Genomic DNA, 26,814 nt, shown 5'->3' on the forward strand with positions numbered 1-26,814 from the left:
CATGCAATGACAGCCAATCTGCTTGATTTCGACCTCGAGGGGTTGGCTGCATTCTGCGACCAGCTGGGTGAGAAGCGCTTTCGTGCCACCCAGCTCTTCCGCTGGATCCACCAGCGAGGCGAATCCGATTTCGACCAGATGACCGATCTGGCCAAGTCGCTTCGCGAGAAGCTCAAAGGACGCGCCCGTGTCGAGGGGCTATCTGTCCTGAGCCGCCATGATTCCGCCGACGGCACTGTCAAGTGGCTGTTCGATGTGGGCGATGGCAATGCCGTCGAGGCTGTTTTCATTCCCGAAGACGATCGAGGCACGCTGTGCGTGTCATCCCAGGCCGGCTGTGCCGTGGGTTGTCGTTTTTGTTCTACCGGCCATCAGGGCTTCAGCCGCAACCTCAGCACGGGCGAGATCGTCGCTCAGCTCTGGTATGCCGAGCACACCCTGCGCCGCCAGTTTCAAACCTCTGAGCGTGTCATCTCCAATGTGGTGATGATGGGCATGGGCGAGCCGCTGCAGAATTACGGCGCTCTGGTGCCTGCGCTGCGCACCATGTTGGACGATCATGGGTATGGCTTGTCGCGCCGCCGGGTCACGGTGTCCACCTCGGGCGTCGTGCCGATGATGGAGCGCCTGTCGCAAGATTGTCCGGTGGCCCTGGCCGTCTCTTTGCACGCGCCAAACGATCCGCTTCGTGACAACCTGGTGCCGCTCAACCGCAAGTACCCCATCGCCGAGTTGATGGCGGCTTGCAATCAATACCTTGAATTTGCCCCTCGTGACTTCATCACGTTCGAGTACTGCATGCTCGACGGCGTCAATGACAGCCCCGAGCACGCACGCCAGCTGATTGATCTGGTGCGACAGCACGCCAGCGGCAAAGGCGTGTGGTGCAAGTTCAATCTGATTCCCTTCAACCCCTTCCCGGCCTCCGGCCTGTTGCGTTCGCCAACCGAGCGTGTGCAGGCGTTTGCGAAAATCCTGCTTGATGCTGGTATCGTGACGACCGTGCGAAAGACCCGTGGTGATGACATCGATGCGGCATGCGGCCAACTGGCCGGCGATGTCCGTGATCGCACCCGGGTGGCTGAGCGTATTGCCCAGCAGCGCACCATCGTTCTGAAACCTGTGACCGAATTGACGGCCAACAACAAGGAGGCTTGATGGGGACTGCCCTGGCAATGCGCCATCTCTGGCGAAGTGTCCTGAGTGCCGCCGTGACCGCCGCGGCCATCGGGGTGTTCCTGGGGGCCCTGAGCGGTTGTGCCACCCAGTCCACGGCCTCCAACGACCCGGTCATTTCCGAGACCCCCGGTGGCGCCAGTGACGAGGGAGAGGCGCGTCGCCGAGCCCGCATCCGCCTGGAGTTGGCCTCCAACTATTTCGAGCAGGGCAAGACCACGGTGGCGCTTGATGAGGTGCGGCAGGTGCTGTCCGCCGACCCCGGCTTTGCCGAGGCCTACAACCTGCGCGGTCTGATTTACATGCGGCTCAATGATGAGCGCCAGGCCGAAGAGGGTTTCAAACGGGCCCTGGCGCTCAGCCCGCGTGACCCCAACATCCTGCACAACTATGGCTGGTTGGCCTGTCAACGCAAGCGCTACGGTGAAGCCGACGACTTTTTCAATCAAGCCCTGCAAAGCCCTCTGTATGGCGACAAGGCCAAGACCTTCATGGCCCAGGGGCTGTGTCAGGCCCGTGCCGGGCGCAAGGCTGAGGCCGAGCGAAGCCTGGCGCGTTCCTATGAACTGGATGCCGGTAACCCCATCACGGGCTACAACCTGGCCGCCTTGCTGTATCAGCGTGGCGAACTGGTTCGGGCCCAGTTCTACATCCGCCGACTGAACAACAGTGAATTTGCCAATGCCGAGTCCCTGTGGCTCGGCATCCGGGTCGAGCACCGCATGGGTGACCGGGTGGCCATGTTGCAACTGGTCGAGCAACTGAAAAAGCGGTTCCCTCAGGCACGGGAGCTGTCGTCCTACGAGCGGGGAGCGTTTGATGAGTGAGGTGGAAGACGTGGCGGTGGCAAGCGTGCCGCCGCTCTCGGCAGGGGCCATGTTGCGTCAGGCGCGTGAAGCCGCCGGCATGCATGTGGCGGCTTTGGCGGTGGCCCTCAAGGTGCCGGTCAGCAAGCTCGAGGCGCTCGAATCCGACCGCTACGACGACCTGCCCGACGCGGTGTTCGTGCGTGCCCTGGCTTCCAGCGTGTGCCGCACTCTGCGCGTGGATGCAGCGCCGGTGCTGGAGCGTCTGCCCCAGACTCAGGCACCCAGGCTGAACCCGGACGATGCGGGCATCAACACCCCTTTCCGGGCTCAGAACGAGCGCCGTAGCCGGCTGGTGTCTGAATACCGATTCAGCCCGACGTTGCTGGCCGTGCCGCTTCTGTGCATCGGTGCCCTGGCCATATACCTTTGGCCTCGTTTCAGTCCCAGCCTGCCCGAGCCTGCGGCCCCGGTGACCCACCCTGGTGCGGTCGTCCAGGCGGTGCCAGAGCCTGAGCCCACTCCGCCACCCGCTGTGGCGCCCGCACCTGAGTTGGCTGCGACTGGTTCGGCTGCGGCAGTGGCGCCTGCACCCGCACCCGCACCTGTGGCAGTAGCCGTGGCGCCCCCGGCGCCTGCCCCGGCACCCATGCCTGTGCCTGTGCCTGTGCCTGTGCCTGTGCCTGTGCCTGTTCCGGCCTCGGTGGCGCCGTCGGCTCCTGCCGCAGCGCCGGCCGTGTCCGCACCGCCCGGTGCCCCGGGTTCGTCGGTGGTGGCAGTTCCGTCGGCGAATTCGGTGCTGAGCTTCAGTGCCACGGGCAGTTCCTGGATCAAGGTGACCGATGCCAATGGTCAGGTCACCTTCCAGAAAACCATGAGCGCCGGCGAGACCGCCTCTGCCGGCGGTGTTCCGCCGCTTTCCGTGGTGGTCGGCAAGGCCGATGTCACCCAGGTCCAGGTGCGTGGCAAGGCATTCGATCTGCAATCTTTGGCGCGTGACAACGTGGCCCGTTTCGAGGTGAAGTGATGAGCGACAGCGAGCGCCCGGTGTGGGGGCAGCAACCGATTCCCACCGCCCAACCCAAGCCGCGCAGGTCGCGCCAGGCGGTGACGTCCTGGGGCAGTCACCACGTCACCGTGGGTGGCGATGCGCCCGTGCGTGTGCAGTCGATGACCAACACCGACACGGTCGATGTGATCGGTACCGCCATCCAGGTCAAGGAGTTGGCGCTGGCAGGCTCCGAGATGGTTCGCATCACGGTCAACACGCCTGAAGCCGCTGCAGCGGTGCCTCACATCCGTGAGCAACTCGACCGCATGGGCATCGCCGTGCCCCTGATCGGCGACTTTCATTACAACGGGCATCGTCTTCTGACAGAGCACCCGGCCTGCGCCGAGGCCTTGTCCAAGTACCGGATCAACCCGGGCAACGTGGGCAAGGGCGACAAGCATGATCGCCAGTTCGGCCAGATGATCGATGCGGCCATCCGCTGGAACAAGCCGGTGCGAATCGGCGTCAACTGGGGCAGCCTCGACCAGGAGTTGCTCGCCAGCCTGATGGACGAGAACAGCCGGCGTGCCCAGCCCTGGGATGCGCGCCAGGTGATGTATGAGGCCCTGATTTCATCGGCCATCACCTCCGCCCAGCGGGCCGAGGAAATGGGCTTGCCTGGCCATCAGATCATTTTGTCGTGCAAGGTCAGCGGCGTGCAGGATCTGATCGCGGTGTACCGTGAACTGGGCCGACGCACCGACTACGCGCTGCACCTCGGACTGACCGAGGCCGGCATGGGGACCAAGGGCACGGTGGCCTCGGCCACGGCACTGTCCATCTTGCTGCAAGAGGGCATTGGCGACACCATCCGCGTGTCGCTCACCCCTCAACCTGGCGAGTCACGCACCCAAGAGGTGGTGATCGCCTCCGAGATCCTGCAGGCCTTGGGTCTGAGGGTGTTTGTGCCCAGCGTCACGGCCTGTCCGGGTTGTGGCCGCACCACCAGCACCACTTTCCAGGAGTTGGCCAAGCAGATCGATGATTTCCTGCGTGCGCAGATGCCGGTTTGGCGTTCGCATTACCCGGGCGTCGAAAAGCTCAAGGTGGCGGTCATGGGCTGCATCGTGAACGGCCCGGGTGAAAGCAAGCATGCCGACATCGGCATCAGCCTGCCGGGCACGGGGGAGGCGCCGGCCGCACCTGTGTTCATCGATGGCGAGAAGGCCCTGACGCTGCGCGGTGACAACATCGCGACCGAGTTTCACCAGATCGTCGAAAGCTACATTGAAAAGCGCTTCGGAGCGGCCTCTTCGGCCCCGCACTCCGAGCCCATCTGATCCTTATGTCCGAGAAACCCCAGGCAGCCCCCGCGGCTGCGGCGTCCGCGCCCCGATTTGAAAAGCTTTCCGCCGTCAAAGGCATGAACGACATCCTGCCGCCCGAGTCGGCGCAGTGGGAGTGGCTTGAAGACAAGGTGCGCCAGTTGATGGCCCGCCATGCCTACCGCAACATCCGCACCCCCATCGTCGAACCCACGCCGCTGTTTGTGCGTGGGTTGGGCGAGGTGACCGACATCGTTGAAAAAGAGATGTACTCCTTCGAGGACAAGCTCAATGGCGAAGCCCTGACCTTGCGCCCCGAGAACACGGCTGGCGTGGTGCGTGCCGTGGCTGAACATTCGATGTTGTATGACGGCGGCAAGCGCCTGTATTACATGGGGCCGATGTTCCGGCACGAGCGTCCCCAGCGTGGTCGCTATCGCCAGTTTCACCAGATCGGCGCCGAAGCCCTGGGTTTTCCGGGCGCCGAGGTCGATGCCGAGCTGATCCTGCTGGCCCATGCCCTGTGGCAGGAGCTGGGCCTCAAGGATGTGCGCCTGGAGCTCAACAGCCTGGGCCAGCCGGCCGAGCGCAAGGCGCACCGCGCGGCCTTGATCGCCCACTTCGAGCAGCACGAGGCGCTGCTCGACGAAGACGCACGCCGTCGCCTGCACAGCAACCCATTGCGCATCCTGGACACCAAGAACCCGGCCATGCGCGAGGTGGTCGAATCGGCCCCGCGCCTGATCGACTTCCTGGGTGAGGCTTCGCTGGCCCACTTCAACACCGTGCGCGGTATTCTGGATGCCTGTGGTGTGGCCTACACGATCAACCCGCGCCTGGTGCGGGGCATGGACTACTACAACCTCACGGTGTTCGAGTTCATCACCGAGAGCCTGGGCTCGCAGGGCACGATCTGCGGCGGTGGCCGCTACGACTACCTGATCGAGCAGATCGGTGGCAAGGCGGCCCCTGCCGTGGGCTGGGCCCTGGGGGTGGAGCGGGTGCTGGAGTTGCTGCGCGAGCAGGCCCCGGCACAGGCCCCGGCGCCCGATGCCTATGCCATCGTGCCCGATGCCGCGGCCTTGCCGCTGGTCCTCAAAACCCTGGTGCAGTTGCGTGCCCTGGGCGTCTCGGTCCAGATGCATGCCGGTGCGGCAGAGTCCTGGGGCAGCATGAAGTCCCAGTTCAAGAAGGCCGACGCCAGCGGCGCCCGCCATGCGCTGATTTTTGGCGGCGACGAGTTGGCCCGTGGCGAGGTGACTGTGAAGTCGCTGCGGGATGGCGCAGGCGCCCAACAGGCCCGCTCGCTGAGCGATCTGCCCCAATGGGCGATCACCCTACAATCCCAGAATTAACAGCAGAACGCCATGGCATCTCATCTCGACCTCGAAGAACAAGAACAGCTCGATCAGCTCAAGCATTTCTGGAACCGCTACGGCAATGCCATCAGCTGGGTGCTGATCGTGATCTTTGGCGGCTTTGCCGCCTGGAACGGTTACCAGTACTGGCAGCGCAGCCAGGCTGCCCAGGCCGCTGTGCTCTATGACGAAATGGAGCGCGCGGTCAAGGCTCAGGACCTGCAGAAGGTGGCCCGTGTGCAGGAAGACATCCACGGCAAGTACGGCCGCACGGCCTATGCCGCCCAGGCCAGCCTGCTGGCTGCCCAGGCCCTGGCTGACAAGGGCAATGCCGATGCTGCCAAGGCGGCCCTGAACTGGGTGCTGGAGCAATCCGGCGACGATGGCGTGAAGGCCGTGGCCCGCCTGCGCCTGGCGGCTCTCCAGGTCGATGCCAAGGCATACGACGAAGCCCTCAAGACCCTGGGTACCGCTTTCCCTGCCGAATTCGAAGCCCTGGCAGCCGATCGCAAGGGGGATGTGCTGGCCTTGCAAGGCAAGGCCGATGAGGCCATCGCCGAATACCGCAAGGCCTATCAAAAGCTCGATGAGCGCACGGAATACCGGCGCCTGATCGAGGCCAAGCTCAATGCACTGGGCGTCAACCCGCAAGCTGCTGCCGAACCGGCGACAGCCGCGACAGCCCCTACCGAGGACAAGAAGTGAAGCACATGGCACGACCGGTCGTTGAACGCAGCCTCATGGCGGCCCTGGCGGCTGTTTCGCTGCTGGTGTTGACTGCTTGCAGCTCGGGCTCGCCCAAGCACAAGCCTGCCGAACTGGCGCCCGTGGTGGCCCTGGTGGGGGTCAAGCCGGCCTGGTCGGCCAGCCTGGGGGCGGTTGAGTTCCCGCTGGACGCCCAGGTCACGGGTTCCACCCTGACCCTGGCCTCGTCGGCAGGGCAGGTCACCGCTTGGGATGCCACCACCGGGCGCGAGCTTTGGCGCGCCGACGCCAAGGCCAGCATCACGGCGGGTGTGGGCGGCGATGGCAAGCAGGTGGCTGTGGTCACCAGCAACAACGAATTGGTCAACTTTGTGGCCGGACGCGAAATCTGGCGTCGCCAATTGCCCGCCCAGGTCTTCACTGCGCCCTTGGTTGCCGGTGGTCGGGTCTTCGTGTTGGCGGCCGATCGCTCCGTATCGGCCTTTGATGCTGAATCCGGCCGCAAGCTCTGGACCCAGCAGCGCCCGGGTGAGCCCCTGGTGCTGCGTCAACCGGGCGTGCTGATTCCGGTCAATGACACCCTGGTGGCCGGCCTGTCCGGGCGGCTCGCGGGCTTGAACCCTGCCAACGGCGGTATCCGCTGGGAGGCGCCTCTGGCCACGCCGCGCGGCACCAACGATGTCGAACGCCTGGTCGACCTGGTGGGTCGCGTGAGCCGCGTGGACGACTCGGTCTGCGTGCGCGCCTTCCAGGCTGCCGTGGGCTGCGTGCAGGCCCAGCGTGGTACCTTGAGCTGGACCAAGCCAGCCAATGGATTCACCGGCGTGCATGGTGATGCGGCAACCGTCTTCGGGACCGAGTCCGATGGCCGTCTGGTGGCCTGGCGTCGTGCCGATGGTGAACGCCTGTGGACCAGCGATCGTCTGCAATACCGCCACCTGACCGCCCCGTTGCTGTTGGGTCGCTCGTTGGCGATCGGCGACGACGCTGGCTTTGTTCATTTGCTGTCTCGCGAAGATGGCAGTTCCCTCAACCGCCTCAGCACCGACGGCTCACCGATTGCGGTGGCCCCGGTGCTGGCTGATGGCGTGTTGGTCGTGGTCACCCGCAAGGGTGGCGTGTTTGCATTCCGTCCGGAATGAATCGGCGGTAATGCTTCATGAAACCTGTTATTGCGCTCGTCGGGCGCCCCAATGTCGGCAAGTCGACACTTTTCAACCGCCTCACCAAGTCGCGTGATGCCATCGTGGCCGACTTCGCGGGCCTGACCCGCGATCGCCACTACGGCAATGGCCGTCAGGGTGCGCACGAGTACATCGTGATCGATACCGGGGGCTTCGAGCCCGATGCTGCCAGTGGCATCTACAAGGAAATGGCCAAGCAGACCCAGCAGGCTGTGGCCGAAGCCGATGTGGTGGTGTTTGTGGTCGATGCCCGGGCCGGCCTGTCGGCCCAGGATCACGACATTGCCAAGTACCTGCGTCGCCTGGGCAAGCCTTGCGTGCTGACGGCCAACAAGGCCGAAGGCATGAAAGAGGGCATGCAACTGTCCGAGTTTTATGAGCTGGGCCTGGGCGAGGTCTATCCGGTCTCGGCGGCCCACGGCCAAGGCATCCGCGGCCTGGTCGATCTGGCGCTGGCCCCCTTGAACCTGCCTGAGCCCGACGAGGATGCCGAGGAGGCTGATGCCGGCCTGATCAAACTTGCCGTGGCGGGGCGTCCCAATGTCGGCAAGTCAACGCTGATCAACACCTGGCTTGGTGAAGAGCGTCTGGTGGCCTTTGACATGCCTGGCACCACCCGGGATGCGATCTCGGTGCCCTTTGAACGCAATGGGCAGCGTTACGAATTGGTGGATACCGCCGGTTTGCGTCGCAAGGGCAAAGTCTTTGAAGCGATCGAGAAATTCTCGGTGGTGAAGACCTTGCAAGCCATCGAGTCAGCCAATGTGGTTTTGCTGTTGCTGGACGCCACCCAGGGCGTGACCGATCAGGACGCCCACATTGCCGGCTACATCCTGGAGAGTGGCCGCGCCGTGGTGATTGCCATCAACAAGTGGGATGCGGTGGACGACTACCAGCGCCAACTGGTCGAGCGCTCGATCGAGACCCGCCTGTCCTTTTTGAAGTTTGCCTCTGTGCACTTCATCTCGGCACGCAAGCGCCAGGGCTTGGGGCCGGTCTGGTCGGCGATTGCGCAGGCCCACAAGGCGGCCACGTGCAAGATGCCGACGCCGGTTCTCACCCGCCTGCTGCTGGAGGCGGTGCAGTTCCAGACGCCCAAGAAGACGGGCATGTACCGTCCCAAGCTGCGCTATGCCCACCAAGGCGGCATGAACCCGCCGGTGATCGTGATCCACGGCAACTCGCTGGAGCACGTGACCGAGGCCTACAAGCGCTTCCTGGAAGGCCGTTTCCGCAAGGAATTCAGCCTGGTGGGTACGCCTTTGCGCATCGAGCTCAAGACGTCGCAAAACCCTTTTGCTGACAAGGACGGCCATTGAGCCCATGGCCGCAGGGCCCCCGGAGTCCGGGTGCTGAAAATTGGCCTTGCGCCTTGCCAGGGGCCGGGCCTGTGGTAAGGTCTGGCTTTCCAACAACATTTTGAACACGGAGAATATCGTGAGCAATAAAGGGCAGCTTCTTCAAGACCCGTTCCTGAACGCACTGCGCCGCGAGCATGTGCCGGTGTCGATTTACCTCGTCAACGGCATCAAGCTTCAAGGTCAGATCGAGTCGTTCGACCAGTACGTGGTGTTGCTGCGCAACACCGTGACGCAAATGGTTTACAAGCATGCCATCTCGACCATCGTGCCGGGTCGTGCTGTGAACTTCTCCACTGCTGACGCTGCAGAGCCCGCAGCCGCACAGTGATCCGGAAGCCGGCCGTCCCCCGCAAGGGGGGCGGCCGGCTTTTTTACAGGCTCCGTTGATTTGACTGACAAGAATTCTCCTGCCCCCACCCCGGTCATCCTCGTGGGTGTGGATCTGGGTGGTCCGCATTTCGATGCCGACCTGGAAGAACTGGGTCTGCTCGCCGAGACCGCGGGCCTGACGCCCGTGGCGCGCATCACCTGCAAACGCAAGGCGCCCGACGCGGCCTTGTTCGTCGGCAGTGGCAAGGCTGACGAGATCCGGTTCATGGCCGAGCAGCACGGGGCCGTCGAGGTCCTGTTCGACCAATCGCTGAGCCCCGCCCAGCAGCGCAACCTGGAGCGCCACCTCGGCTTGCCGGTCAACGACCGGACCTTGCTGATTCTTGAAATTTTTGCCCAGCGTGCGCGCAGCTTCGAAGGCAAACTGCAGGTCGAGCTGGCACGCTTGCAGTACGTCAGCACGCGTCTGGTGCGCCGCTGGTCTCACTTGGAACGTCAGCGTGGGGGCATCGGCGCGCGGGGCGGGCCGGGCGAAACCCAGATCGAACTGGACCGCCGAATGATCGGCGAGGCCATCAAGCGCACCAAAGAGCGTCTGGAAAAGGTCAAGCGTCAGCGCAGCACCCAGCGTCGCCAGCGCGAGCGTCGCGATACCTTCAACATCTCGTTGGTGGGCTACACCAACGCAGGCAAGTCGACGCTGTTCAATGCCCTGGTCAAGGCCCGGGCCTACGCGGCCGACCAGCTTTTTGCCACCCTGGACACCACCACCCGCCAGCTCTACCTGGGTGAGGCCGGGCGCTCGGTGTCCTTGTCCGACACCGTGGGTTTCATCCGAGACCTGCCCCACGGGCTGATCGACGCCTTTCAGGCCACCCTGCAGGAGGCGACCGACGCTGATCTGCTGTTGCATGTGGTCGATGCGGCCAACCCGGATTACCCCGAGCAACTCAACGAGGTCCTGCGTGTGCTGGGCGAGATCGGGGCCGCTGAGGTACCTCAGTTGCTGGTGTTCAACAAGCTCGACGCCATCGATGAGGCGCAGCGTCCGCTGCAGGCCCTGGACACGTTCGAGCTGGCCGGCCGTCAGGTGCCCCGCGTGTTCGTGAGTGCGCGCAGTGGCGAAGGCCTGTCAGTGCTGCGTCAGCAGCTCGCCGCCTTGGCCCTGGCCCATCTGGCACCAGCTGCAGATCCCGCAGCCGGCGCCACGGAATTGGCACTTCCTTCGTCCTGATTGGGCACAATCAGTCCCGTACAAGAAAAGAGCAATGCGAATGAACTTCAAGACCAAAGCCTTGCGCTGGCCGGCTCTGCCGGGTCGCATCAAGGGGATGTTCAATCTCAACGATCCGCGCTGGGGTCGGGGGGATGATTCCTCCGGTGAACGTGGCCGTCCGGACAAGGAGGCTCCAGAGCAACCAAGCCCGCGCGGGCAGGGGGGCCAGCAGGTTCCGCCGGACCTCGATGAGTTGTGGCGTGACCTGAACCGCAAACTGGGCAAGCTGTTTGGCGGCCAAGGCGGCGGGCAGGGCGGTGGCTCGGGCGGCAAGGGCGGCGGCGGTGGCTACCAGCCCGACATGAAAAGCGCTGGTGTTGGCGTGGGGCTGATCGCGGCCGTGGCCGTGCTGATCTGGCTGGGGACAGGCTTCTTCATCGTCCAGGAAGGCCAGCAGGCCGTGATCACGCAGTTCGGGCGTTACAAGTCGACCGTGGGGGCCGGTTTCAACTGGCGCCTGCCTTACCCGATCCAGCGCCACGAGTTGGTGTTTGTCACCCAGATCCGCTCGGTGGATGTGGGCCGTGACACGGTCATCAAGAGCACGGGCCTGCGCGACTCCGCCATGCTGACTGAAGATGAAAACATCGTCGAAATCAAGTTCGCTGTCCAATACCGGCTGAATGACGCGCGCGCCTGGTTGTTTGAGTCCAAGAACCCTGGCGAGTCCGTGGTGCAGGCTGCCGAGACGGCGGTGCGTGAAGTGGTTGGCAAGATGCGCATGGACACCGCCTTGTCCGACGAGCGCGATCAGATCGCGCCGCGCGTGCGTGCCTTGATGCAGAGCATCCTCGATCGCTACAAGGTCGGGGTGGAAGTGGTGGGCATCAACCTGCAGCAAGGGGGCGTGCGCCCACCCGAGCAGGTGCAGGCGGCGTTTGACGACGTGCTCAAGGCAGGGCAAGAGCGCGAACGTGCCAAGAACGAAGCCCAGGCATATGCCAATGACGTGATTCCGCGCGCGGTGGGCTCGGCCTCCCGCTTGAAGGAAGAGGCCGAGGCCTACAAGGGCCGCATCGTGGCTCAGTCTCAAGGCGATGCCCAGCGCTTCAAGTCGGTGCTGAACGAGTACCAGAAGGCGCCCCAGGTCACCCGAGACCGCATGTACATCGATACCATGCAGCAGATCTACGGCAACGTGACCAAGGTATTGGTCGAGTCGCGGCAAGGCGGCAATCTGCTGTACATGCCGCTCGACAAGATCCTGCAGCAGGCCGGGGCGGCCTCGGCCGACGCGGCACCTGCTGCTGCCGTGGTCCCTCAGGCCCCCGCCAGCGCACCCACAACAGGTGCTGCGTTTTCCAGCGAGTCGCGCGCTCGTGACAACGGCCGCTCGCGTGACCGCGAATCGCGCTAGGGAGTAGCTTCGTGAACAGAATCGGATTTTTCATTTCATCGTTGCTGGTGGCCCTGGCGCTGCTGAGCTCCATGCTGTTCGTGGTCGATCAGCGTCAGTTCGGGGTGGTCTATGCCCTGGGACAAATCAAGGAAGTCATCACCGAACCCGGTCTGAACTTCAAGCTGCCGCCCCCGTTCCAGAACGTGTCTTACATCGACAAGCGCCTGCTCATGCTTGACAGCAACGACACCGAGCCCATGCTCACGGCTGAAAAGCAGCGCGTGGTGATCGACTGGTATGTGCGCTGGCGCATCGCCGATCCGCTGGAGTACATCCGCAACGTCGGTCTGGACGAGACCGCGGGTGCCAACCAGCTCAACCGCGTGGTGCGCAACGCGTTCCAGGAAGAGGTCAACAAGCACACCGTCAAGGAACTGTTGTCCTCCAAGCGGGATGCTGTGATGAACGACGTGCGCCGCGAAGTGCTCAAGGTGGTCAAGGGCGACAAGCCCTGGGGCGTGGACGTGGTGGACGTGCGTGTCACCCGCGTCGACTACGTGGATGCCATCACCGAGTCGGTCTATCGACGCATGGAGGCCGAGCGCAAGCGCGTGGCCAATGAACTGCGTTCCACTGGGGGCGCCGAGGGGGAGAAAATCCGTGCCGATGCCGATCGCCAGCGCGAAATCACGGTGGCCAACGCCTACCGTGAGGCGCAGCAGATCAAGGGCGAGGGCGACGCTGAAGCGGCTCGCACCTACGCCGAGGCCTTTGGCAAGGACCCGCAGTTCGCACAGTTCTACCGCAGCCTGGAGGCCTACAAGGCCACGCTGAACAAGAAGAGCGATGTGGTGGTGGTCGATCCGTCCACCTCCGAGTTCTTCCGCATCTTCCGCGGTGCTGTGCCCACAGCGCCTGCCGGCAAGAAGTGAGCGCGGGTGTTGGACTCTGACGCGCTCTGGCTGGCGCTGGGCTTTGTCTTGGTGATCGAGGGCTTGTTTCCCTTCCTGTCACCGACCGCCTGGCGTCAGACTTTCACCCGCCTGCTCCAGTTGCAGGATGGTCAGATCCGCTTCATCGGCCTGCTCAGCGTGCTGGCCGGTCTGGCGTTGGTGTGGGCCCTGTCCTGAGTGGGCTGGCCAACATCTGTAAAATCACGTTTTTAACAGCCCCCCCATCACCATGTCTGCCTGGGTCCTGCCGGATCACATTGCCGATGTCCTGCCTTCCGAGGCCCGGCACATCGAAGAACTGCGCCGCGCCCTGCTTGATACGGCGCGCAGCTACGGCTATGAGCTGGTCATGCCGCCTCTGCTGGAGCACCTTGAATCCCTGTTGACCGGTACAGGTGAGGCGCTCGATCTCCTCACCTTCAAGCTGGTCGATCAACTGTCGGGCCGCACCATGGGCCTGCGTGCTGACACCACCCCGCAGGTGGCCCGCATCGACGCCCATCTGCTCAACCGCCAGGGCGTGACCCGTCTGTGCTATTGCGGCCCGGTGTTGCACACCCGGCCGGACAGCCCGCACGCCACCCGTGAGCCGCTGCAGTTCGGTGCCGAAATCTATGGCCATGCCGGCCCTGAGGCCGATCTGGAAGCACTGCTGCTGGCCCTGGATTGCCTGAAGGCGGCCGGCGTCACCGGCCTCAGCGTCGATCTGGCCGATGCGCGCATCCTTCGCACGCTGCTGGACGGTTTGCAACTGGCGCCGGCCCGCCTGCAGGCCATTCAACAAGCACTGGCCGTCAAGGCCAGCAGCGATCTGCAGGCCTTGGTGGCCGATCTGCCCTCTCCCACGCGTGAATTGCTGCTGGCCTTGCCGGGCCTGTACGGCGACATGGGCGTGCTGGATGAGGCCAGCCGGGTCTTTGCCGGGCAGCCCAAGCTGCTGGCCGCGTTGGACCAGTTGCGCTGGCTGGCCAGCCAGTTGGGTGAGGTCAATCTGACCTTCGACTTGGCCGACATGCGCGGCTATGCCTACTACACCGGTGCACGTTTTTCGATCTATGTGCCCGGCACCAGCGATGCGCTGGTCCGCGGTGGTCGTTACGACGAAGTGGGCGCGGTGTTCGGCCGCAATCGCCCGGCGGCCGGCTTCAGCCTGGACGTGCGTGAATTGGTGAGCGTGGTGGCCCCGCGTGCCCTGCGTGCGGCCATTCGCGCGCCCTGGGGCGTGGACCCGGCCTTGCGCGCTGCGGTGGCGGCCCTGCGTGCGCAGGGTGAGACGGTGGTGGGCGTGCTGCCGGGCCACGAGAGTGAAGTTGATGAGTTCCATTGCGATCGCCAGCTGGTCTCCAGCGCTGGGCAGTGGGTCGTGAAATCCCTTTGAATCAAATACTGTGATGAACAAGACAAGCGGTCGTAATGTGGTGGTGGTCGGTACCCAATGGGGTGACGAGGGCAAGGGCAAGCTCGTGGACTGGCTGACCGAAAGCGCCCAGGGCGTGGTGCGCTTCCAGGGTGGCCACAATGCAGGGCACACCCTCGTGATCAATGGCGTCAAGACGGCGCTGCACCTGATTCCCAGCGGCATCATGCGCGCCGGCGTCAAGTGCTACATCGGCAACGGTGTGGTGCTGTCGGCGGCCAAGCTGTTCGAGGAGATCGAAGGCCTGGAGAAGGCCGGTGTCGAGGTGCGCTCGCGCCTGCGCATCAGCGAGGCTTGCCCGCTGATCCTGCCTTTCCATGCCGCACTTGATGTGGCCCGTGAGGCGGCCCGCGAAGAAGGCGGTACCGAGAAGATCGGCACCACCGGTCGCGGCATCGGTCCGGCTTATGAAGACAAGATCGCCCGCCGCGCCCTGCGCGTGCAAGATCTGAAGTACCCCGAGCGTTTCGCGGCCAAGCTGCGTGAACTGCTGGCCCTGCACAACCATGTGCTGACGACCTTCCTGGGTTCGCGCAAGTTCGTGTTCGGCGAGGCACTCAAGCCCTACATCGTCGATGGCGAAGTGCAGTTCGAGCCCGTCTACCAAGAAGCCATGCGCCACGCCGAGTTGCTCAAGCCCATGATGGCCGACGTCTCGCGCGAGCTCAACGACGCCCACCAGCATGGCGCCAACCTGTTGTTCGAAGGCGCCCAGGGCACCTTGCTCGACGTCGATCATGGCACCTACCCCTATGTGACCTCCAGCAACTGCGTGGCCGGCAATGCCGCTGCAGGCGCTGGTGTGGGCCCGGGCATGCTGCATTACATCCTGGGGATCACCAAGGCCTATTGCACCCGCGTGGGTGGCGGCCCCTTCCCGACCGAACTCGACTGGGAAAAAGAAGGGACCCCGGGCTGGCACATGAGCACGATCGGTGCCGAAAAAGGTGTCACCACCGGTCGCAGCCGCCGCTGCGGTTGGTTCGACGCGGCCCTGCTCAAGCGCAGCGCGCAGGTCAATGGCCTGACCGGGCTGTGCATCACCAAGCTCGACGTGCTGGATGGCCTGACCGAACTCAAGCTGTGCACTGGCTATGAACTTGACGGCGAAGTGACCGACATCCTGCCCATGGGAGCGGACGACATTGCCCGCTGCAAGCCGATCTACGAAACCATGGAAGGCTGGACCGACAGCACCGTGGGTGTGACCGACTATGACAAGCTGCCCGTCAACGCCCGCCTGTACCTGCAGCGCATCGAGCACGTCACCGGCGTGCCGATCCATGTCATCTCGACCAGTCCGGACCGTGACCACACGATCATGATGCGCCACCCCTACCTGGCCTGACGATCTGGTCTGAGATAGGCTTCTTTTCTTTACAAATTCATGAATAATGAGCCCGTCGCAGGCTTGCGGCGGGCTTTTTAGCGATCCATCCAGGAGCAAATCAGATGCTGACCGAAGACGGTAAACACCTGTACGTGAGCTACGACGAATACCACAGCCTCATCGAGAAGCTGGCCATCAAGATCCACCAGTCGGGTTGGGAGTTTGACACCATCCTGTGCCTGGCACGCGGGGGCATGCGCCCAGGTGACATCCTGAGCCGCATCTTCGACAAGCCACTGGCCATCATGTCCACCAGTTCATACCGAGCCGAAGCGGGCACGGTGCAAGGGCATCTCGACATCGCACGCTTCATCACCACCCCCAAGGGCGAGATTGCCGGACGGGTTCTGCTGGTGGATGACCTGGCTGATTCGGGGCACACCCTGAACGCCGTGATCCAGATGCTGAAGAACAACTACGCCCCCATCACTGAGCTGCGCAGTGCGGTGATCTGGACCAAGCAACTGTCCATCTTCACGCCTGACTATTCGGTGGAGTACCTGCCGACCAATCCCTGGATCCACCAGCCCTTCGAGAGCTACGACAGTCTGCGCCCTGAAAAGCTGCTGGAGAAGTGGAAGATCTGAGTCTTTCACACGCTCTTGCCCATCGGCCGCCGCACTTTCCAGTCGGCGGCCGATTTCGTTGGCGGGTTCAGGCCACGGTGCGTCTCAGGGGGTAGCGCAGCAAGCGCAGCGCGTTCACCACCACCAGCAGGGTCGAGCCTTCATGGAACAGCACGGCAGTGCCCATGTTCAGACCCAGCAAGGTGGCCGGCAGCAGCACCGCCACCACCCCCAGACTCACCCACAGGTTTTGCCGGATGATCCGGCTGGTCTGGCGCGACAGCCCGACTGCGAACGGCAACTGGGCCAGGTCGTCGCCCAGCAGCGCCACGTCTGCGGTCTCCAGCGCCACATCCGATCCCGCGGCCCCCATGGCAATGCCCACGGTGGCGTGGGCCATGGCGGGGGCATCGTTCACGCCATCACCCACCATGGCCACTTGGCCACCGTTGGCCCGCAGGGCCTGGATGGCCTGTACCTTGTCCTCGGGCATCAGTTCGCCATGGGCTTCGGTCAGGCCGATGGCCTGGGCCACAGCCTCGGCCACCCGGTGGTTGTCGCCTGAGATCATGATCAGGCGTTGGATGCCCAGCGCGCGCAACGCCAACATCACTCCGGCGGCGCCGGGGCGGGGGGTGTCCATCAGCCCCAGCACGCCCAGATCACGCTGGCCCAGGCGGACCACCATGGTGCTTCGCCCAGTCTGCTCCAGGGCCTCACGGGTCTGCTCCAGGGCCGCGTCGGGGCTGTCCTGTCCCAGGCGGCTGAACAAGGCCGGCTTTCCGATGCAGGCCGTCTGATGGCCCACCCGGGCCGTCACGCCCAGGCCCGTGAGGCTTTGCAGGCCCAAGACCTCGGGCACGCTGACCGAAGGCCCCAGGCGTTCCAAGGCGCCTTCCACCACCGCGGCAGCCAGCGGATGGTCGCTGTGGCGTTCGACCGCCAAGGCCACCGTCAGCAGCTCTTCGGCGCTGACCCCGGCGGCGGGTTCGACGTCAGTCAGGCTAGGCTTGCCTTCAGTCAGGGTGCCCGTTTTATCGAAGGCCATCGCATCCAGGCGTCCCAGGCTCTCCAAGGGCGCGCCGCCTTTGATCAATACCCCGCCATGCCCTGCGCGCGCCACGCCACTGAGCACGGCACTGGGCACCGAGATGGCCAGCGCGCAAGGGCTGGCCGCCACCAGTACCGCCATGGCTCGGTAAAAACTGGCCGAGAACGGCTCATCCACCACCAACCACGCGAAGAGCAGCAGCAAGACAAAGCTCAACACGAGGGGCACAAACACGCGCTCGAAGCGTTCGGTGAAGGTCTGCGTGGGGGAGCGCTGGGTTTCGGCTTCGGTGACCAAGCGAACCATGCGGGCCATGGTCGACTCGTTGGCCAAGCGTGCCACCACCACCTCCAGCGCGCCCCGACCGTTGAGGCTGCCGGCAAACACGCGGTGCCTGGCAGGCAGGCGTGCGAAATCGCGCAGCGCGGTCTGAGGCGTGCTGACGGGTCCCTTTTCCACGGGCAGGCTTTCACCAGTGATCGGGGCCTGGTTCACGCTGCTCTGGCCAGCCAGCACAAAGCCATCGGCCGGAAAACGTTCGTTGGGTTTGATGAGGATCTGGTCACCGGGACGCAGGGTGGCCACGTCGACCTCTCGGGTGTGTTCGCCCTCACGCAACGTGGCCCGTTCGGGGGCGAACTGGGCCAGGGCCTCGATGGCGCGTCGGGCCCGCCCCATGGCAAAGTGCTCCAGTGAGTGCCCCAGGCTGAACAGGAACAGCAGCAGGCCCCCCTCGGCCCACTGTCCCAGGGCCGCTGCCCCGGCGGCCGCCACCAACATCAGGGTGTCGATTTCGAAACGGCGCGCTCGCAGGTTGGCCCAGGCCTCGCTCACGGTGAACCAGCCGCCTGCCACATAGGCCATGACATAGCAGGCCAGCGGTATCCAGCCCGGTGAGGGGTGCCAGGTTTCCAGCAGCCATCCCCCGAGCACCAACACACCGGTGCACAAAGCAAAGGCCAGCTCGGCATGCTCACCCAGCGGTCCATCGTGCGCATGCTGATGCCCGTGCCCGTGGTCATGGTCATGGTCATGGTCATGGTGGCGCGCCGCCCTGGTGGACTCGGGGGTCGAAGCGGGCGCTTGAATCAAGGCCCGGGCCTGGTGGCTCAGCGCCTGTTCCGTGGTGCGTTCGCGCAGGTACTCCAGGTGCAGCAGTCCGTCCGGGCCCAGTTCGACGCCCAACACGCCCTCGAGTGCGGCAAGGTGCTCAAGCCACACGGGTGGGGGCTCATCCCCCTCGGCACGCGAATCCAGACTCAGGTGTCCGATCTGGCTGGTGATGTGTTGCCCAGAGTCCTGCACCAACAGGCGCAGGCGGGGGAGATCGATCAAATGGGGGTCGAACTGGATGCTCAACTGGGGGGGCGCCTCTTCCTGCAGCACGCGCAACAGATTGATGCCTTGTGTCTGGCGCAGCACCGCGTCCAGGCGTTCGATGCATCGGTCCCCGGCATGGGCAATGTCAGGCAGCACAAGCGACAAGTCCATTCTCAACTCATGGGGGGGCGCCATGGATTCTTCCTTCCGTTTCTGAATGCGAGGGTGAACAAGACCCGTGTTCTGAGGCTTTCAACGATTGTCTTCCAGCCTGCTTGCCCCTGCGTGTTCTCATGGCAAGGCAGTCAGCCCATTCGGCCTCGGGGCAGGGGGCTGTGATCGGATGGGGCGGCTTGCCATCCGGGCGGGGTGTGAAACACCTTCATGCCTATGTTTACAAATAGACAAGACCGAAGCTCCCCCTGGCGCGTTAAGGTCACATCAACACTAGGAGTCAATATCGTGCTTAACAAGTCAATGTCACTGGTCGGCTCTATCAATCCGTCTCGCTACTCCAAGGCGCTGAAATCAGGTTTGCTGGCGCTGGCCGTCGGCACCTTCAGTGCTGGGGCCGCCCATGCCCAGGCGTATGTGAACCTGACGGTGGGGGGGCCCATGGCCCCAGGCGTCTATGGTCAGATCTCGGTGGGTAACAATCCCCTGCCGCCTATCATCAATACCGCACCGGTTGTGATCGGCCAGCCCGTGTTGGGGGCGCCTCCGATGTATCTCTATGTATCAACCGTGGAGTATCGGAATTGGGGTCGCTATTGCCGCCGCTACCAGGCCTGCGGTCGGCCGGTGTACTTTGTCCGGGTGGATGACCGGGACCGCTGGTGGGAGCGTCGTGGTGATGGGCCGCATGGGCCGGGGCGAGGCTTTGAGCGTCACGAGGAGCGCCACCAGGACCGAGGCGAGCACCGCGGCTGGGACCGCGAGGGGCGCGGGCCGGGGGGTGATCGCGGCGAAGGTCGTGGGGATCGGCACGGCGATCGCCACTGACGCCGAGCCGGTGGGCTGCCTCAGGGCTCAGGCGATGTCGATCTGATGGATGTCGTAATGGCCGCGGCGTCGATCGGCAAAATAGCACTCCAGCGTTTCCTTGACGGTTCTGAACGCGATCTCGTCCCACGGAACCTCGTGCTCTTCGAACAGTCGGGCTTCGATGGTTTCATGCCCAGGATGGAAGGTGTCGCTGAGCAGGCGGGCTCGGTAAAAAAGATGCACCTGACCCACTCGGATCACGTTCAGGATGCTGAAGAGACCTTCCAGCTCGAACAAGGCCCCGGCTTCTTCCTGGGTTTCGCGCGCCGCACCCTGGGCGGTGGATTCTTCAAGCTCCATGAAGCCTGCCGGCAGGGTCCACTTGCCCCAGCGGGGCTCGATGTTGCGCTTGCACAGCAGCACCTTGGTGCCCAGGTAGGGCACCGTGCCCACCACGTTGAGCGGGTTCTCGTAATGGATCGTGTGGCAGACCGTGCAGACGGCGCGTGGTTTGGTGTCTCCGTCGTCCGGAATCCGATAGGCCACGACCGAACCGCAGTTGCGGCAGTGCTTGATGGGGCTGCGATACGTCATGCCACGAGTGTACGGGCAAGTGCGGCGCTGACGTGCCCAGGGGGATATCGCGTACGCCCGCGTCGGGATCAGGCCCGGACCAGGGCGGGCAACTCGGTCAGTCTCCGCGCCACCACGGCCGCCCAGCGTGCCTTGGACTCGGGATAGATCAGTGATTCTTCCAGGGCAATGTGGCCTTCACAAAGGCTCAGGAACACCTCGGCATAGTGCTGAAACTCGGCCGGATCGGTCCAGCCGTGGCCGTCAGCCATGGCGCGCAGTTGCGGGGCCAGTTCAATCCAGTTTTCCTCGATCCAGCCATGGTCCTGCTGCAGGGTGCGGATGGTCTGGGCCAGCGAGGCGTCAGCAGTGGCCAGCAGGGGCGGAAACACATTGCGTTCCTCTTCGGCGTGGTGCTCTCGCGAGGTGCCAGAGAAGAAGGCCTCAATGGCCGCAGCCTGCTGCTGGGCCCATGGATCCACACCGGTCTCGGCAACGTGCTTGACCAGGGCCTTCAGGGCCTGGAGGTGGCTGGCGATCTGCTGGTGGCAGGCGTCCAGGGCTTCGAAGTCGGCGGATTCGGTGACCGTGCTCATGACGTGCTCCTGTGAATGGGATGGCTCCATCGTAGGGCGCGTGCGCCTTGCATTCTTAAGCCATGTCAAGGCTTGTGCTGAAATGAAAAAAGCCCCTCGCGGGGCTCCAAGGGCGTGTGCGTTCGGTGGTCGATCAGGCAATCCGCACGTTCAACTGGCCCAAGCCGGTCACACCACCTTCCAGCAGGTCCCCCTTGACGACGGCTGACACGCCCTCTGGGGTGCCCGTGTAAATCAGGTCGCCCGGGCTCAACTCCCAGGCGGCCGACAGGTGCTCGATGGTTTCGGCAATGTTCCAGATCAGCTTCGAGATCTGGCTGGACTGACGCTCCTGGCCGTTCACCTTGAGCCAGATCGCGGCCTGTTCCAGATCGCTGACCTGGGCAGCCGGGGTGATGGGACCGATCGGCGCGCTGTGGTCAAAGCCTTTGCCGATGCACCAGGGGCGGCCCTGCTTCTTCATTTCGTTTTGCAGGTCGCGGCGCGTCATGTCCAGGCCCACCGCATAGCCGTAGATGTGCTTGTGCGCATCAGCCGCCGTGATGTTGCGGCCGCCGGTGCCGATGGCCACCACCAGCTCGATTTCGTGGTGCAGGTTCTGCGTCAGGCTGGGGTAGGGCATGGTGCCGGTTTCGCCAGCGTTCACCACCACCAGCGCATCCGCGGGCTTCAGAAAGAAGAAGGGTGGTTCGCGACCGGTGAAGCCCATCTCCTTGGCGTGTTCTTCGTAGTTGCGGCCCACGCAATAGATGCGGCGCACCGGAAAACGGTCGCTGGTACCCAGCACCGGGACGCTCACCGGGGGAGCGGCAGGGATCACATAGCTCATGTCAGCCTTTCAAGTCGTCTTGCAGCGGGGAAGTGAACGGGGGCAAGGGGCTTCAGTTGCCGTCGGAATGGGTCACCAGCTCGAAATGCTCCACCACCGGCGGCGCCGCAAAGAAGGGGCCCACAATGGCTCGCCATTGGGCAAACAGGGGCGACCCACGGAAGCCCTCGGTGTGGTCCTCCAGGGTGGCCCAGAAAATCTGCAGCACATAGCGTTCGGGCGATTCAATGCCGTGGTTCACGGTGAAGCCTTGAAAGCCCTTGGCCTGGCTGATCACGGTGCGCAGGCCACGCTCGATGGCCTCCTCGAAGGCGGCCTGCTGGCCGGGTTGAATGCGAATGTCGGCAAGTTCGAGAATCATGAGGCGTCTCTTTCGTGGCTCGGTCAATGATGCCCCGGAGTCTACCGTCTGCCTTTATCCTTGCGCTCATGAAGCTCTTCAACTATTTCCGATCCTCTGCCTCGTTTCGCGTGCGCATTGCCTTGCAGCTCAAGGGCCTGCCTTACGACTACCAGGCCGTGCACCTGGTCAAAGGCGAACACCGGGCCCCGGCCTACGCCAGCCTGGTGGGTGACCCGCTGGTGCCCATGCTGGAGGTCGACGGCGCCCACCTGACCCAGTCGATGGCCATCATCGAATACCTGGACGAAACCCACCCCGAGCCGCCCCTGCTGCCGGCGGATGCGCTGGGTCGGGCCCGGGTGCGTGCCCTGGCACAGACCATTGCCTGCGAGATCCATCCCATCAACAATCTGCGCGTGCTCAGGTACCTGTCGCATGAGCTGCAAGTCGATGAAGACGCCAAGAACGCCTGGTACCGCCATTGGGTGCGCCAGGGCCTGGAGGCCTTCGAACGCCAGCTCGCCCAGGCGGGCACCGGGCGCTTCTGCCACGGCGACACCCCGGGCCTGGCCGATTGCTGCCTGGTGCCACAGATCTTCAATGGCCAGCGTTTCAAGGTGAACTTCGAGGGCCTGGATCGCACCATGGCCGTTTTCGACTCCTGCATGGCCCTGGAGCCCTTCCAGCGGGCGCAACCTTCGCAGTGCCCGGACGCCGAGGCCTGAGCATGGCGCAGCCGCCCGCCTCAGCGTTGACCGCGGCCTCGGTCTCCTGGTTCGAGCCTGATTGGCCGGTACCGCCTTCGGTGCGGGCCTTGTTCACCACCCGCCTCGGTGGGACCAGCGACGCCCCATGGGATGCCCTCAACCTGGGCGCCCACGTGGGCGACCGGGCTGAACATGTGGCCCAGAACCGGGCACTTCTGCAGAGCGCAGTGCGCGAGCGCGGCGGTGGCGAGTTGGTATTTTTGAACCAGGTGCACGGCTGCGATGTGCTGGACGTGGACGCCTGTCCCGTCAGCCAGCCCTTGCAAGGCCAGGCTGCGGACGGATCCATCACTGCCCGCCCAGATCAGGCCTTGGCCATGATGGTGGCCGACTGCCTGCCCGTGTTGATCACCGACCGCTCAGGGCAGCGCGTGGGGGCTTTCCATGCGGGCTGGCGGGGCCTGGCGGGGGTGCAGGGGAGGGGCATCCTGGAGTCGGCCGTCGAGGCTTTTGTCCAGGCCCGGCCGCCGTCGCTTCCGGTGATGGCTTCAGACCTGCTGGTCTGGCTGGGGCCCTGCATCGGCCCTGCGGCCTTCGAGGTGGGTGACGAGGTGCGTCAGGTTTTCGGCAGTGCCCAGCCCGAGGCCCTGTCGCTGTTCCAGCCGGTGGCAAAGCGGCCAGGTCATTGGCTGGCCGATCTGGCGGGCCTGGCCCGGCTGCGTCTGCGCGCCGTGGGTGTCAGTGCCGTGTATGGGAACGATGGCACAAGGGCATGGTGCACGTACACCCAGTCAGCGAGCTTTTTCTCGCACCGGCGCGACAGCCAGCGGTTCGGCGGAACCGGGCGCATGGCCGCCTGCATCTGGCTCGTCTGAGCGGGCTTCCGTGCTCGCTGCAACGTTCGTCGGATCAATCGGATCGGCGAGCGGTGATGCCGCCATGGCCTGCGCGGCATCTGCCGCTTCTCGTTTCTTGGCTGCCTTTCGTCTTGCTGGTGCCCCCATCAGATACAGCACGATCGACATCGGCAGCAAGCCATAGAGTACAAAGGTGACCAATGCGCCCAGCAATGTTCCTGTTGTGTTGGTGGCTTCTGCCACGGCCATCATGACCGCGACATACATCCAGGCGATAAGAACGAGGTACATGTTGATATAAAGACGTGATCGAGTTGCAGAGTCTGCAAGAATCCGGATCAACCCCAATCAATTTTCAACGGACAGTTCATGAGGAGACAACATGAATTCTGAAGCACAGTGGGGTCAAAGCGCCCAGCAATTTCAACACATGCTGAGCGAGGGCTGGGGCAAGGCCCTGCAGGCGTTCCAGCAACTGGGCATCCCATCGTTGCCCACGGCCGCTGCCGCACCCATGCCCCAGATCAGCTTTGATGCTGAGAAACTGCAGGCCTTGCAGCAGCAGTATGTGAAAGACGCCACCGATTTGTGGAATGCCAGTCTGTCGGGTACCCCTGAGGCCCGTGACCGGCGTTTTGCGGGTGAGGCCTGGGGCGGCAACCCGGTGGCCAGCTTCACGGCCGCGGTCTACCTGCTCAACAGCCGCAGCCTGGCCGGTCTGGCCGACGCCGTCCAGGCCGACGACAAGACCCGGGCCCGAATCCGTTTTGCCGTCGAGCAATGGGCCGCTGCCTCGGCGCCAAGCAACTTCCTGGCCTTCAATGCCGAGGCCCAGAAGAAGGCCCTGGAAACCCAGGGCGAGAGCATCGCCAAGGGCCTGCAGAACCTGATGCACGATCTGCAGCAGGGTCACATGAGCCAGACCGACGAAAGCCTGTTTGAGGTGGGCCGCAATGTGGCCACCACCGAGGGGGCGGTGGTGTTCGAGAACGAACTGTTCCAGCTGATCGAATACAAGCCACTGACGGCCAAGATCCACGAGCGCCCCTTCCTGCTCATCCCACCTTGCATCAACAAGTTCTACATCCTTGATCTGCAGCCCGAAAATTCGCTGATCCGCCACCTGGTGGCCGAAGGGCACCGCACCTTTGTGGTCAGCTGGCGCAACCCCGATGACAGCATGGGCCAGAAAACCTGGGATGACTACATCGAGGATGCCGCCATCAAGGCCATCCACACCGTGCAGGACATCACCGACGCCAAGACGCTCAACGCGCTGGGCTTCTGCGTGGGGGGCACCATTCTGGGCACAGCCTTGGCGGTGCTGGCGCAGCGCGGTGAAAAGCCGGTCGAGTCGGCCACCTTCCTGACCACCTTCCTCGATTTCTCGGACACCGGCATCCTCGACCTGTTCATTGACGATGCCTTCGTCAAGTTCCGCGAAATGCAGATGGGTCAGGGCGGGCTGCTGAAAGGGCAGGAACTGGCCTCGACCTTCAGTTTTCTGCGCCCCAACGACCTGGTCTGGAACTACGTGGTCGGCAACTACCTCAAGGGCGAAACCCCGCCGGCCTTCGATCTGCTGTACTGGAACAGCGACTCCACCAACCTGCCCGGGCCGTTTTACGCCTGGTACCTGCGCAACACCTATTTCGAGAACAACCTGGTCAAGCCGGGCAAGGCCGTGGTCTGCGGCGTGCCTGTTGACCTGGGCAAGGTCGACATTCCGGTTTACCTGTATGGCTCGCGCGAAGACCACATCGTGCCCATCACGGGGGCCTATGCCTCGACCCGCCACCTGCCGGGCAAGAAGCGCTTCGTGATGGGGGCCTCGGGCCACATCGCCGGCGTGATCAACCCGCCAGCCAAGAAAAAGCGCAGCCACTGGATCCGCTCCGATGGCAAGCTGCCGGCCACGCACGCCGAATGGCTGGCCGGTGCGCAGGAGCATGCGGGCAGTTGGTGGACCGACTGGACCGAATGGCTGGCAGGCCACGCCGGCAAGCTGATCCCGGCCCCCAAGAGCTATGGCAAGGGCGCCAAGTACAAGGCGATCGAACCGGCCCCGGGCCGTTACGTCAAGCAGAAGGCCTGATTCGGGAAACACCCAGGTACGTTTTCATTTTTCCCTGTCCCGGGCGAGACATACTGGGTGCCGAACACACTGATTTTTTGAGCAACACACTCTGGAGCACACATGGAAGACATCGTCATCGTTTCGGCCGCCCGCACGGCCATCGGCAAGTTTGGTGGCTCGCTGGCCAAGATCCCGGCCACGGATCTGGGCGCCTTGGTGATCCGCGACGTCCTGGCCCGCAGCGGCCTGTCTGCCGATCAGGTGGGCGAAGTGATTCTGGGCCAGGTGCTGGCAGCCGGCGTCGGTCAGAACCCGGCGCGCCAGGCCGTCATCAAGGCCGGTTTCGACAAAGGCACGCCAGGCCTCACGATCAATGCCGTGTGCGGCTCGGGCCTCAAGTCCGTGATGCTGGCGGCCCAGGCAGTGGCCTCGGGCGACAGCGACATCGTGATCGCCGGCGGTCAGGAGAACATGAGCCTGTCGCCCCACGTGCTGCCCGGCTCGCGTGACGGCCAGCGCATGGGCGACTGGAAGATGGTCGACACCATGATCGTTGACGGCCTGTGGGACGTCTACAACCAGTACCACATGGGCATCACCGCCGAGAACGTCGCCAAGAAATACGGCGTCACCCGCGAGCAGCAGGATGCGCTGGCCCTGGCCTCGCAGCAGAAGGCTGCGGCCGCCCAGGAGGCCGGCCGCTTCAAGGACGAAATCGTTCCGGTGACCATCCCCCAGAAGAAGGGCGATCCGCTGGTGTTCGATACCGACGAATTCATCAACCGCAAGACCAATGCCGACGCACTGGCGGGCCTGCGCCCAGCTTTCGACAAGGCTGGCAGCGTGACCGCCGGCAATGCCTCCGGCCTCAATGACGGCGCGGCCGCCGTGATGGTGATGAGCGCCAAGCGCGCCGCCAGCCTGGGTCTCAAACCCTTGGGCCGCATCGCCAGCTTTGCGACCTCGGGTCTGGACCCGGCCTACATGGGCATGGGCCCGGTGCCGGCCTCCACCAAGGCCTTGCAGCGTGCCGGTTGGGCGGCTTCGGAACTGGACCTGCTCGAAATCAACGAAGCCTTCGCAGCCCAGGCCTGCGCCGTCAACCAGGAAATGGGCTGGGACACCAGCAAGGTGAACGTCAACGGGGGTGCGATCGCTCTGGGGCACCCGATTGGTGCGTCGGGCTGCCGCATTTTGGTGACACTTCTGCATGAGATGCAACGACGTGATGCCAAGAAGGGCATCGCCTCCCTGTGCATCGGTGGTGGCATGGGAGTTGCCCTAACCATTGAGCGTTGAT

Annotated in this window: 27 protein-coding genes; 21 read left to right on the forward strand and 6 right to left on the reverse strand. The window is 64.1% G+C overall.

The window, feature by feature from the left end; genetic code table 11:
* The first annotated feature begins 6 nt into the window (after positions 1 to 6).
* The 16 genes from rlmN to AC07PT_RS01470 all read left to right on the forward strand — a co-directional run bounded on the left by rlmN (position 7) and on the right by AC07PT_RS01470 (position 16,198).
* Positions 7 to 1,158 (forward strand): dual-specificity RNA methyltransferase RlmN, encoded by a 1,152-nt coding sequence (rlmN, locus tag AC07PT_RS01395; protein ID WP_492345151.1) that lies wholly within the window; start codon positions 7 to 9, stop codon positions 1,156 to 1,158.
* Entirely contained in the window at positions 1,158 to 2,003 is an 846-nt protein-coding gene (gene pilW / locus AC07PT_RS01400) for a type IV pilus biogenesis/stability protein PilW (protein ID WP_494655540.1), read from the forward strand. Before rlmN ends, pilW begins: the two co-directional genes overlap by 1 nt.
* Positions 1,996 to 3,009 (forward strand): helix-turn-helix domain-containing protein, encoded by a 1,014-nt coding sequence (locus tag AC07PT_RS01405; protein WP_494655541.1) that lies wholly within the window; start codon positions 1,996 to 1,998, stop codon positions 3,007 to 3,009. Before pilW ends, AC07PT_RS01405 begins: the two co-directional genes overlap by 8 nt.
* Complete coding sequence (ispG, locus tag AC07PT_RS01410) at positions 3,009 to 4,313, forward strand: flavodoxin-dependent (E)-4-hydroxy-3-methylbut-2-enyl-diphosphate synthase (protein ID WP_494655542.1); 1,305 nt, start codon at positions 3,009 to 3,011, stop codon at positions 4,311 to 4,313. Before AC07PT_RS01405 ends, ispG begins: the two co-directional genes overlap by 1 nt.
* A 5-nt stretch (positions 4,314 to 4,318) precedes the next feature.
* The gene (gene hisS / locus AC07PT_RS01415) at positions 4,319 to 5,653 is read left to right on the forward strand and encodes a histidine--tRNA ligase (RefSeq protein ID WP_492345154.1); all 1,335 of its coding nucleotides are present in this window, start codon (positions 4,319 to 4,321) and stop codon (positions 5,651 to 5,653) included.
* 12 nt (positions 5,654 to 5,665) lie between these two features.
* A complete protein-coding gene (locus AC07PT_RS01420) occupies positions 5,666 to 6,361 on the forward strand; it encodes a YfgM family protein (protein ID WP_494655543.1) in 696 nt (231 codons plus the stop codon).
* Between the two features lie 5 nt (positions 6,362 to 6,366).
* Entirely contained in the window at positions 6,367 to 7,503 is a 1,137-nt protein-coding gene (gene bamB, locus AC07PT_RS01425; RefSeq protein WP_492345156.1) for an outer membrane protein assembly factor BamB, read from the forward strand.
* A gap of 17 nt (positions 7,504 to 7,520) precedes the next feature.
* Positions 7,521 to 8,864: a ribosome biogenesis GTPase Der gene (gene der / locus AC07PT_RS01430; RefSeq protein WP_492345157.1), complete on the forward strand. Its 1,344-nt coding sequence runs from the start codon at positions 7,521 to 7,523 to the stop codon at positions 8,862 to 8,864.
* Positions 8,865 to 8,982: 118 nt separating this feature from the next.
* Positions 8,983 to 9,234: an RNA chaperone Hfq gene (gene hfq / locus AC07PT_RS01435; RefSeq protein ID WP_019575375.1), complete on the forward strand. Its 252-nt coding sequence runs from the start codon at positions 8,983 to 8,985 to the stop codon at positions 9,232 to 9,234.
* A gap of 60 nt (positions 9,235 to 9,294) precedes the next feature.
* Complete coding sequence (hflX, locus tag AC07PT_RS01440) at positions 9,295 to 10,470, forward strand: GTPase HflX (RefSeq protein ID WP_494655544.1); 1,176 nt, start codon at positions 9,295 to 9,297, stop codon at positions 10,468 to 10,470.
* Positions 10,471 to 10,510: 40 nt separating this feature from the next.
* On the forward strand, positions 10,511 to 11,869 hold the full coding sequence (hflK, locus tag AC07PT_RS01445) for an FtsH protease activity modulator HflK (RefSeq protein ID WP_494655545.1): 1,359 nt from the start codon (positions 10,511 to 10,513) through the stop codon (positions 11,867 to 11,869).
* Positions 11,870 to 11,880: 11 nt separating this feature from the next.
* Positions 11,881 to 12,783: a protease modulator HflC gene (gene hflC, locus AC07PT_RS01450; RefSeq protein WP_494655546.1), complete on the forward strand. Its 903-nt coding sequence runs from the start codon at positions 11,881 to 11,883 to the stop codon at positions 12,781 to 12,783.
* 6 nt (positions 12,784 to 12,789) lie between these two features.
* On the forward strand, positions 12,790 to 12,981 hold the full coding sequence (locus AC07PT_RS01455; RefSeq protein WP_492345161.1) for a DUF2065 domain-containing protein: 192 nt from the start codon (positions 12,790 to 12,792) through the stop codon (positions 12,979 to 12,981).
* Positions 12,982 to 13,033: 52 nt separating this feature from the next.
* Positions 13,034 to 14,182, forward strand: coding sequence for an ATP phosphoribosyltransferase regulatory subunit (locus AC07PT_RS01460; protein WP_492345162.1), 1,149 nt, complete (start codon positions 13,034 to 13,036; stop codon positions 14,180 to 14,182).
* A gap of 13 nt (positions 14,183 to 14,195) precedes the next feature.
* Positions 14,196 to 15,569 carry an adenylosuccinate synthase gene (locus tag AC07PT_RS01465; protein ID WP_492345163.1) on the forward strand — a complete coding sequence of 458 codons (1,374 nt, stop codon included), beginning with the start codon at positions 14,196 to 14,198 and terminating at the stop codon, positions 15,567 to 15,569.
* A gap of 104 nt (positions 15,570 to 15,673) precedes the next feature.
* Positions 15,674 to 16,198, forward strand: coding sequence for a phosphoribosyltransferase (locus tag AC07PT_RS01470; RefSeq protein WP_492345164.1), 525 nt, complete (start codon positions 15,674 to 15,676; stop codon positions 16,196 to 16,198).
* A 67-nt stretch (positions 16,199 to 16,265) separates the two neighbouring features.
* On the opposite strand, the gene AC07PT_RS01475 is transcribed toward AC07PT_RS01470, so the two are convergent.
* A complete protein-coding gene (locus tag AC07PT_RS01475; RefSeq protein ID WP_494655547.1) occupies positions 16,266 to 18,719 on the reverse strand; it encodes a heavy metal translocating P-type ATPase in 2,454 nt (817 codons plus the stop codon).
* A 291-nt stretch (positions 18,720 to 19,010) separates the two neighbouring features.
* Between AC07PT_RS01475 and AC07PT_RS01480 the strand changes: the two genes are divergently transcribed.
* Positions 19,011 to 19,550, forward strand: a complete 540-nt coding sequence (locus AC07PT_RS01480) for a hypothetical protein (protein ID WP_492345166.1) — start codon at positions 19,011 to 19,013, stop codon at positions 19,548 to 19,550.
* A 27-nt stretch (positions 19,551 to 19,577) separates the two neighbouring features.
* On the opposite strand, the gene AC07PT_RS01485 is transcribed toward AC07PT_RS01480, so the two are convergent.
* The 4 genes from AC07PT_RS01485 to AC07PT_RS01500 all read right to left on the reverse strand — a co-directional run bounded on the left by AC07PT_RS01485 (position 19,578) and on the right by AC07PT_RS01500 (position 21,891).
* Positions 19,578 to 20,126 (reverse strand): NUDIX hydrolase, encoded by a 549-nt coding sequence (locus AC07PT_RS01485; protein ID WP_492345167.1) that lies wholly within the window; start codon positions 20,124 to 20,126, stop codon positions 19,578 to 19,580.
* A 68-nt stretch (positions 20,127 to 20,194) separates the two neighbouring features.
* The gene (locus tag AC07PT_RS01490) at positions 20,195 to 20,701 is read right to left on the reverse strand and encodes a hemerythrin domain-containing protein (RefSeq protein WP_492345168.1); all 507 of its coding nucleotides are present in this window, start codon (positions 20,699 to 20,701) and stop codon (positions 20,195 to 20,197) included.
* 133 nt (positions 20,702 to 20,834) lie between these two features.
* Positions 20,835 to 21,530 (reverse strand): fumarylacetoacetate hydrolase family protein, encoded by a 696-nt coding sequence (locus AC07PT_RS01495; protein WP_492345169.1) that lies wholly within the window; start codon positions 21,528 to 21,530, stop codon positions 20,835 to 20,837.
* A gap of 52 nt (positions 21,531 to 21,582) precedes the next feature.
* Entirely contained in the window at positions 21,583 to 21,891 is a 309-nt protein-coding gene (locus AC07PT_RS01500) for an antibiotic biosynthesis monooxygenase family protein (protein WP_027475463.1), read from the reverse strand.
* A 68-nt stretch (positions 21,892 to 21,959) separates the two neighbouring features.
* Between AC07PT_RS01500 and maiA the strand changes: the two genes are divergently transcribed.
* The gene (gene maiA / locus AC07PT_RS01505) at positions 21,960 to 22,598 is read left to right on the forward strand and encodes a maleylacetoacetate isomerase (RefSeq protein WP_494655548.1); all 639 of its coding nucleotides are present in this window, start codon (positions 21,960 to 21,962) and stop codon (positions 22,596 to 22,598) included.
* A gap of 2 nt (positions 22,599 to 22,600) precedes the next feature.
* Complete coding sequence (gene pgeF / locus AC07PT_RS01510) at positions 22,601 to 23,455, forward strand: peptidoglycan editing factor PgeF (RefSeq protein ID WP_494655549.1); 855 nt, start codon at positions 22,601 to 22,603, stop codon at positions 23,453 to 23,455.
* Here pgeF and AC07PT_RS01515 read toward each other — a convergent pair.
* The gene (locus AC07PT_RS01515; RefSeq protein WP_494655550.1) at positions 23,372 to 23,785 is read right to left on the reverse strand and encodes a hypothetical protein; all 414 of its coding nucleotides are present in this window, start codon (positions 23,783 to 23,785) and stop codon (positions 23,372 to 23,374) included. The two genes, pgeF and AC07PT_RS01515, sit on opposite strands and share 84 nt — an antisense overlap.
* Positions 23,786 to 23,819: 34 nt before the next feature.
* Here AC07PT_RS01515 and phaC point away from each other — a divergent pair, with 34 nt between their 5' ends.
* Both phaC and AC07PT_RS01525 read left to right on the forward strand, forming a co-directional pair.
* A complete protein-coding gene (phaC, locus tag AC07PT_RS01520) occupies positions 23,820 to 25,532 on the forward strand; it encodes a class I poly(R)-hydroxyalkanoic acid synthase (RefSeq protein ID WP_494655551.1) in 1,713 nt (570 codons plus the stop codon).
* Between the two features lie 102 nt (positions 25,533 to 25,634).
* Complete coding sequence (locus tag AC07PT_RS01525) at positions 25,635 to 26,813, forward strand: acetyl-CoA C-acetyltransferase (protein WP_494655552.1); 1,179 nt, start codon at positions 25,635 to 25,637, stop codon at positions 26,811 to 26,813.
* Position 26,814 lies beyond the last annotated feature (1 nt).

It is taken from the genome of Curvibacter sp. GW821-FHT09D12 (assembly GCF_059416245.1).